Origin of the sequence: Thioalkalivibrio sp., from assembly GCF_041690275.1 — a bacterium.
Taxonomy (GTDB): domain Bacteria; phylum Pseudomonadota; class Gammaproteobacteria; order Ectothiorhodospirales; family Ectothiorhodospiraceae; genus Thioalkalivibrio.
Genome location: NZ_JAWLHP010000092.1, coordinates 1 through 7476 on the forward strand (window position 1 = coordinate 1; position 7476 = coordinate 7476).

The 7476-nt window shown below is 70.3% G+C and carries 6 protein-coding genes; all 6 read left to right on the plus strand.

What is annotated here, in order from left to right:
* On the plus strand, positions 1-291 hold a 291-nt coding region (locus ACESMN_RS12825; RefSeq protein ID WP_373054000.1), incomplete at its 5' end, for a hypothetical protein.
* A gap of 459 nt (positions 292-750) precedes the next feature.
* Positions 751-1590, plus strand: coding sequence for a tyrosine-protein phosphatase (locus tag ACESMN_RS12830; protein ID WP_373054001.1), 840 nt, complete (start codon positions 751-753; stop codon positions 1588-1590).
* Positions 1591-1726: 136 nt separating this feature from the next.
* On the plus strand, positions 1727-2545 hold the full coding sequence (locus ACESMN_RS12835) for a hypothetical protein (RefSeq protein ID WP_373054002.1): 819 nt from the start codon (positions 1727-1729) through the stop codon (positions 2543-2545).
* Between the two features lie 43 nt (positions 2546-2588).
* Positions 2589-3836 carry a polysaccharide biosynthesis/export family protein gene (locus ACESMN_RS12840; protein WP_373054003.1) on the plus strand — a complete coding sequence of 416 codons (1248 nt, stop codon included), beginning with the start codon at positions 2589-2591 and terminating at the stop codon, positions 3834-3836.
* Positions 3837-3909: 73 nt separating this feature from the next.
* Positions 3910-6270, plus strand: coding sequence for a GumC family protein (locus ACESMN_RS12845; protein WP_373054004.1), 2361 nt, complete (start codon positions 3910-3912; stop codon positions 6268-6270).
* 13 nt (positions 6271-6283) lie between these two features.
* Positions 6284-7476 (plus strand): tetratricopeptide repeat protein (locus ACESMN_RS12850; RefSeq protein WP_373054005.1); only part of this gene is annotated, 1193 nt, incomplete at its 3' end.

Genomic DNA, 7476 nt, shown 5'->3' on the forward strand with positions numbered 1-7476 from the left:
GGCATGGGTGGCTTCATCGCCGTGCGCACGGACAAGCCGATCGAGTACCAGGAGTCCTCGAGCGACGGCGCGGAGGGTGCCTGCCCGGATACCGGGGTCGTGCTGATCTCCGGGGCGTCGGGCAGCGCCGCGGAGATCCGCTTCGGCGAGGACACCGGTACCGGCGCGGCAGTGCAGCTGGTCACGGCTGCCGGGAGCAAGGACTATGCAACCTGCGCGGAGGCCGGGTCCCTGGAATCGGTGGCGCTTGGGCCGCTGTCCGCGCTTGCGTACGGTGACGAGGCTGATTGAGCTTCGGTAGGGCCTTCCGGCGGTGGGCCGTTTTTACGGTCCCGGGGCCGGGCCTCGCGAGGCCCGGTTCGCGCGCGCGGCGCGCTCCTGCGGGGGCAAGGCCTGTCTCGTGTAGTCGTGCGGCGACCGGGGGATTTGCCCCGGTTCGCCGTCTCCTGCCCCCGGGGCGCCGAGGCATGGGGGCTCGCCGCGCGCGCAGGGCGGGTCGTATTGACAAGCCTCCCGGAAAGTTCTAGAACCTAAATCAGGTTGGGTTATATCGGGTCGGGTCGAGACGGGAGCCGTGCAGTGCGCGTCTTCAGGTCCCGCCTCCGGATCGGGTACTCTCTCTCCGATCAGGGTGTCACGGGCCCCGCGCCATTGCCCAGGATCCGAGGGCGTCGTCACGCGGTGCCGGGTGGCAGCGGGCGGCCGCCTTCGGCCTTGACGGCCGCCCGCGCGACAGGACGACGGAAGTCGATGAACATGACCAATGCCCACGCGCAACGCCGGACCTCCGACGGCATGGTGGATCTCCACGGCCACCTGCTGCCGGGCATTGACGATGGCGCCAAGGACCTCGAACAGGCGCTGAACATGGCCCGTCTGGCGGTGGAGGACGGCATCGCCGTCTCGGTCCTCACGCCGCACCACCTGAACGGCGTCTATACGAATACGGCCCGGCACGTCCGGCAACAGCTGGCCCGGTTTCGCGACCGATTGTTCGAGCACGGAATTCCGCTGCAGGTGCTGCCCGGCACAGAGTGCCACCTCGTACCCGAATTGCCGACAGCGCTCGCGGCGGGAACCGCGCTCACGATCGCGGACCGCAACCAGGCCGTCCTGGTCGAGCTTCCGGTCCACACGGTCCCCCTCGGCGCCAGCAGCATCCTGGAAGACCTCCTGGCGATGGGACTGCAGCCGGTGATCGCGCACCCGGAACGCAACCGCGAGCTGATCGGTGACTCGGAACAACTGGCGGACTGGGTGGACATGGGATGCCTGGCGCAGGTGACCGCCCAATCCTGCACCGGCCGCTTTGGCTCCCAGATTCAGAATGCGGCGCGCCGCATGGTCTGCGACGGGCTGATCCACGTGATGGCGTCGGACGCCCACCGCGACAGCCGCCGGATTCCGCAGCTCAGTGCGGGACGCGAGGTGGTCGCACAATGGGCATCCCCGGAGACCGCGAGTCTGCTGACCGAGGACTTTCCGCGGGCGTTGGTGGACGGCCGGGCCGTGGACACCGCGGTGCTGAAGGACACGCTTCCCAGCCGGAAGGGCAGGCTCGCCAGCTGGCTGCGCAGGCTCCGGGCCTGATCCTCCACGAGTGATGCTTTTGCATCCCGCTTGAAGCCTTGACGGCTCTGCCGATACAGTGACATCGAACGACAGTCGGGCCGGCGTACATTCGCGTCTCCCGCCCCAGACTGATCGCTCAACACAGGGGTGGCAAATGATTGGAAACACAGTACTTTCCGGCCTGTTCCCGGGCGCGCTGGTTGCGCTGGGGCTGACCCTGGCCAGTGCGGCCGCTGCCGGACCGGCGGGCAGCCTCGAGATCCAGGGCCAGGTCCGCGTCGCGCAGGCGGACTCGGATACCTATATGCGGCTGTCGAGCAGCCGCTACTCCTGGTTTTCCGGCGACCGCATCGACACCGGCGGCGGGACAGCGATCCTGGACCTCGAACACGGCATCGGCATCGGATTTCCGCGCGAAACCCGCGCCTCGCTGCGCCGCGACGGCGGCGTGCTCCGCGTGGACCTCGAGCAGGGGGCGCTCTTGTATGCGATTCCCGAGGACCGGATGGAACTGGTGATCACCAGTGGCAGCGAGGTGCTCTCGACCCTCGGCGATGGCGAATATGTTCGCGTGGCCGCGTCTGGCAGCCCCGGTTCCTTCGGCATCGTGCAGCGCCTGGATGACGGACAGCTGCGTGTGACCGTCCGCGACGGCGCCATGAACATCGGTGACCCGGACGGAAATACCTACTACCGGGTCGAGGCCAACCAGCGGGTCAACTTCACCGGCGACGGCCCGGGCCTGGAGATCGCGCAGATCGAGGCCATAACGCCGCCCGCCGAGCCCGATCCGGAGGTGGTGGCCGAGCCCGAACCGGAGCCGGAGCCGCCGGAGCCCGCCGCCGGTGGCGTGAATCCCATGGTGGTCGGCGGGCTCGCGCTGGCGGGCGCCGGGCTTGCGGCGGCCGCCGGTGGCGGTGGGGGTGGCGGCGGTTCTGCGCCGCCTCCCACCGAGCCGCCACCCAGCCCGTAACCGCGATTCCCCTGCAGATGCAGCACCGCAGCGGAGTACCTTGTTGAGCGCGAGTTGCAAGACCAAGGCCTCGGCAATTCGTGATGGACGCGGCAGCCGCGCCGGCGAACCGGCTCATGCGGGCACCGGGATAGCGGGGCAGGGGCTTCGCGCGCGGGGCGCGCTCCTACGGGGGCTGTCTCTTGCAGCAGCGTGCCTTGCGCGCGAACGGAGCGGCCCCCGTCCCGACCATGCCTGCCCCGGGGCCGCGTCCCCCTGCCCATCGCGACCCTGGCGCCTGGCCCTCACCGCCCTGTTCGCCCCCGCACTCCTCCTCGCCGGCTGCGCCTCCGCGCCGCCCGCGCCGACCGAGGCGGTCTCGGCCGAGGAGTTCCAGGAACAGGTCGCCAGCGAGGCCCGGGTGGCCGACCTCAACGAACAGCTGCTGTCGCTGGCGGTGGAGTCCGGCACGGGCGGCGGCCTCTACCGGGTGGGCCCGGAGGACCAGATCCGGATCGAGTTCTTCGGTGTCCCCGAGCTCTCGCGCGAATATCGCGTCGACGGGCAGGGCAACATCGTGATGCCGCTGGTCGGCAAGATCGCGGTCGCCGGGCTCACCCTCGACGAGATCGAGCAGACGGTCGCGGCGAAATACGGCGAATCCTACCTGCGCAGCCCGCAGGCCAGCGCGCGGGTCACGGAATACCGCAGCCAGCAGTTCACCATCGTCGGCGCGGTCGCCAACCCGCGCGTCTACTCCGTGAGCCGCCAGACCACCCTGATCGAAGCCCTGGCCATGGCCGGTGGCGTCACCCGGGACGCCGGCGACATGGTCTATCTCACCGACCGGGTCCGCCACCCGGAGAACGGCCAGCAACAGACCCGTACCCTGGTGGTGGGCCTCGACGAGCTGATGGAAGACGCGGCCGCGCACAACGTGATGCTCGGCGAGACCGCGCTGATCAACGTCCCGCGGGGTGGCTTCGTCTTCGTGGAGGGGGCGGTGAACCGGCCGGGCGGCGTCGACCTCAGGGGGGAGATCACCGTGCTGAAGGCCGTTTCCGAGGCGGGCGGGCTGAAGTTCGAGGCCGATCCGTCCGCGGTGCGCGTGCTTCGGCGGGATACCGGCACCGGCGAATGGAACCACCTCGACGTGAACTACGGGGAGGTACGCGACAATCCCGCCCGGGATATGCCGCTGCGCGATGGCGATGTGGTCGTCGTTGACACCAGCACCCTCAAGGCCGGCTGGATTGGTTTCTGGCGCCAAGCCTCGGCACTCGCCCTGTTCGGATGGCGGCCGTTGCAATGAGGCGAGCATTGCCCGGTGATTGCCACGCGCCAGGGGCGCGGCCTGGCCATACATCCCGCGTTCGGGGGTATCCATGACCTTCGGGACTGACCGAGACCGACCGGGCCACCACCTCAAGCCGGTGGCGAATTACGGCAGGCTGCCGGCGCTGCCCGAGCGCCCGGCGCCGGCCCCGGAAGAGGACGACAGCATCGATCTGCACGAATACTGGCGGATCCTGCTGAAGCGCCGGGCGGTGGTGCTCAGCGTGCTGGCCACGGTGCTCGCGGTCACGCTGATGGCGACGCTGCTGATGCTCCCCGAGTACCGCGCCACCGCGACCATACAGATCAAGCCCGATGTCGGACGCATCCTCGCCTACGACGACTTCGAGTCCTCCCCCGGAGGCAGCCAGGGCATCCAGCAGTTTCTGACCACCCAGCACGGGGTGCTCGCGAGCCGCTCGCTGGCCGAGGCGGTGGTGCGCAACCACGATCTGGCCGATCATCCCGAGCTGGCCGGCGAGGTCCGCCAGCGCAGCATCGTGGCCGAACTGCGCGGGCTGGTCCGCCTCATCCTCGGCGCCATCCGGCCGGGGGACAGCCAGGCGGATGCCGGACAGCAGGCCGCGGCGGCTGACGCCGAGGAGAGAGCCGTTGGTGCGGCCACCAGTCGTCTGCAGGGACGCATCGAGGTGGAACCGCAGCGAAACTCCCAGCTGGTGCGCGTGAGCTACGTCAGCTTCGATCGCGAATTCTCGGCGGAGGTCGCGAACGCCGTGGTACGCGAGTACATCGACGGCACCATGCAGCGACGCTACGACGCCGGCAGCGATGCGCGGCGATTCCTGCAGGAGCAGTTGCAGGAGATGCGGATCGCGCTGGAGCGCTCGGACTGGGAGCTCGCCGACTTCGCGCGCCGGGTTCGGGTCTCCGATCTCGCCGCCAACCAGGAGATGGCGCGCGAGGGACTGAGCAGCCTGAACGAGCGTCTCGAGGGCGTGCGCGGAGAGCTGGTTCAGCTCGCCGGCTGGCGGGAACTGGTGCAGCAGGGCCGGCTCGACCACCTCGATCCGGTGGTCAACAGCGCCACCATCGCCGAGCTGCAGACCCGGCTGCTGGACGCCTCCACCGAATATGCCGCGCTGTCGGAACGCTTCCTCGACGACTACCCCACCGTGGCCGAGGTGCTGCGGCGCACGGAGCTGCTGCGTGCGGAGATCGCGGCGGAGAAGCAGCGCATCGCGGACGGCATCCTCGGGCGCTTCGAGACCCTGCGCGCACAGGAGTCCGCGTTGGAGCAGGCCATCGCCGAGCGCGAGGAGCGCATCATGGCCCTGAACGAGCAGGCCGTGCAGTACAACATCCTGCGGCGCGAACACGAGACCAACCGGGAACTCTACGACGGCCTCTTGCAACGCATGAAGGAGATCGGCGTTGCCGCCGGGGTGCAGGAGAGCAACATCGCGGTGATCGACGCCGCGCAGGTGCCGGGCGGCGCCTTTCGGCCCGTGCTGACCAAGAATCTGGCGATGGCCTCGATGCTGGGCCTGATGATCGGGATGGGCCTGGCCCTGCTGCTGGAATTCCTCGACCGGACCGTGCGCCACGCCGACGACATCGAGCGGCTGGTCGAACTGCCGGTGATGGGCCTGGTGCCGCTGGAACCGGCGAACGATCCGGCCGGGGAGGGGCGGCCGTTGCCGGGTGTCCGCAACGCCCTCAGCCACTGCAGTGCGCAGCGTCCGGACTCCGCGATCTCGGAGGCCTTCCGCTCCCTGCGCACCAGCCTGATGTTCTCCACGCCCGAGGGCATGCCGCGCACCCTGCTGGTCACCAGCACCTCGCAGGGCGAGGGCAAGAGCACCACCGCGGTGAACCTCGGGACGGTGATCGCCCAGAACGGCGCCCGCGTGCTGCTGATCGACGCCGACCTGCGCCGGCCCGCGCTGCACCGGGACTTCGCGAGGCCGCGCGCGCCCGGCCTGACCAACGCCATCGCGCAATCCGAGCAGGGCGCGAGCCTCGACCGCGCGCTGATCCACGAGACCGAGGTGGAGGGCCTGTCGGTGATCCCCGCGGGGCACGCGACGCCGAAGCCGACGGAGCTCCTCAGCTCGAGCCGCCTGTCGCGGGTCATCGCCGAGTGCCGGGAACTGTTCGATCACGTGATCATCGACGCCCCGCCGATTCTGGGGCTGGCCGACGCCGTGGCGCTGTCGCGCATGGTCGAGGGGGTGATCGTGACCGTTGCGGCGGGGCAGACCGGCAAGGAGAACTTCCGGGTGGCGGTACGGCGGCTGCAGCAGGTCCAGGCCCCGCTGCTCGGCGCAGTGCTCAACCGCATCGATCTCAAGAACCCGGACTACGCCTACTGCTCGTCGGACTACTACGGTTACCGCGAGGTGCCGGCGTCGGAAGAACCCGGAAAGCTGCCGATCAGCAAGGCCTCCTGAACAGGGGGTCAGGATGCTGAAGTCGATCTCCCCGCGCTGGCTTCTCCTCGCCGTCGCCGGCCTGGCCGCGATCGCGATCGCCGGGCTCGAGTACCGGGCCCTGAGTGCGGTGGAACTCGATCTGGAGGCCACAGGTGGCGAAGCCCGGGTCGAACTGCCCTGGGGCGGGTTTGCCGGGCGGCGCCTCTCGGCCATGGTGGAGGCGAACTGGCGGCAGAACCCCGGGATGGCGGACTCCTTTCTCGCGTGGCAACTGCAGCGCTATCCGGTGGACCACAGCCGCTGGTACACCCGCGCCATCATCGGCCGGGACCTCGGCCGCGATCCCGATCTCGTGCGTGCCCACCTGGAGGCCGCGGTCGCCGTGCAGCCGGGGCACCGCGAGGGCCGCTGGCGGGCGGCCACGCTCGCGCAGCTGCTGGGCGAGCCGGACCGGGCCGCTGTGCACCTCCGCCGGTGGCTGGAGGGGCAGCCCCGCGCGACCGGGCAGGTGCTGTTCGCCGCGGGCCGCTGGATCCAGGATCCGGACGCGTTGCTCGACCGCGTGGTACCGGAGGGGGAGGCCTACCTGTCGGCGGTGCTGCGCTACGCGCGCGAGCACGGCCGGACCGCACTGGCCCGTGCGGCCTGGGAGCGCCTGCCGCGGCCCCGGCCGGCAGGCGACGCGGCGCTCCTCGACTTCGTGGACCTGGCGCTGGGCGAGGGCGATGTCGAGGCCGCGATGACCGCGTGGAGCGAGACCTATCCCGACTACCGGCCGGGGCAGGTGCCAAACGGCGATTTTCTGCACCCTGTCGGGAGCGGACGCGCCCTCGAGTGGGATACCCGCATGCCCGCCGGCAGCCAGGCAATCCTGGACACGCGACGCCTCGTCAGCGAGCCGGCCAGCCTCCGGCTGGAGTTCGACGGCAAGGAGACGCTCCGGCTGATGCGGCCCTCGATACGCGTTCCGGTGACCGCCAACCCCGGTGGCTGGGTCCTCTCCGGCCACTGGCGGGCCGAGCGGCTGACCACCCGGGCGCTGCCGTACCTCGATGTCCGGCCCGGCAATGGGGATCCGGTGCGCGTTGACGTGCCCGCGCCAAGCTTCGACTGGACGCCGTTTCGCGTCGAGCTCGACGGATCCGACCAGCCCTCCCTGCTGCACCTGCGGCTCCGGCGCGACCCGTCGGTGCATCACTTCGACCGCTTCCTCGCCGGCACCGT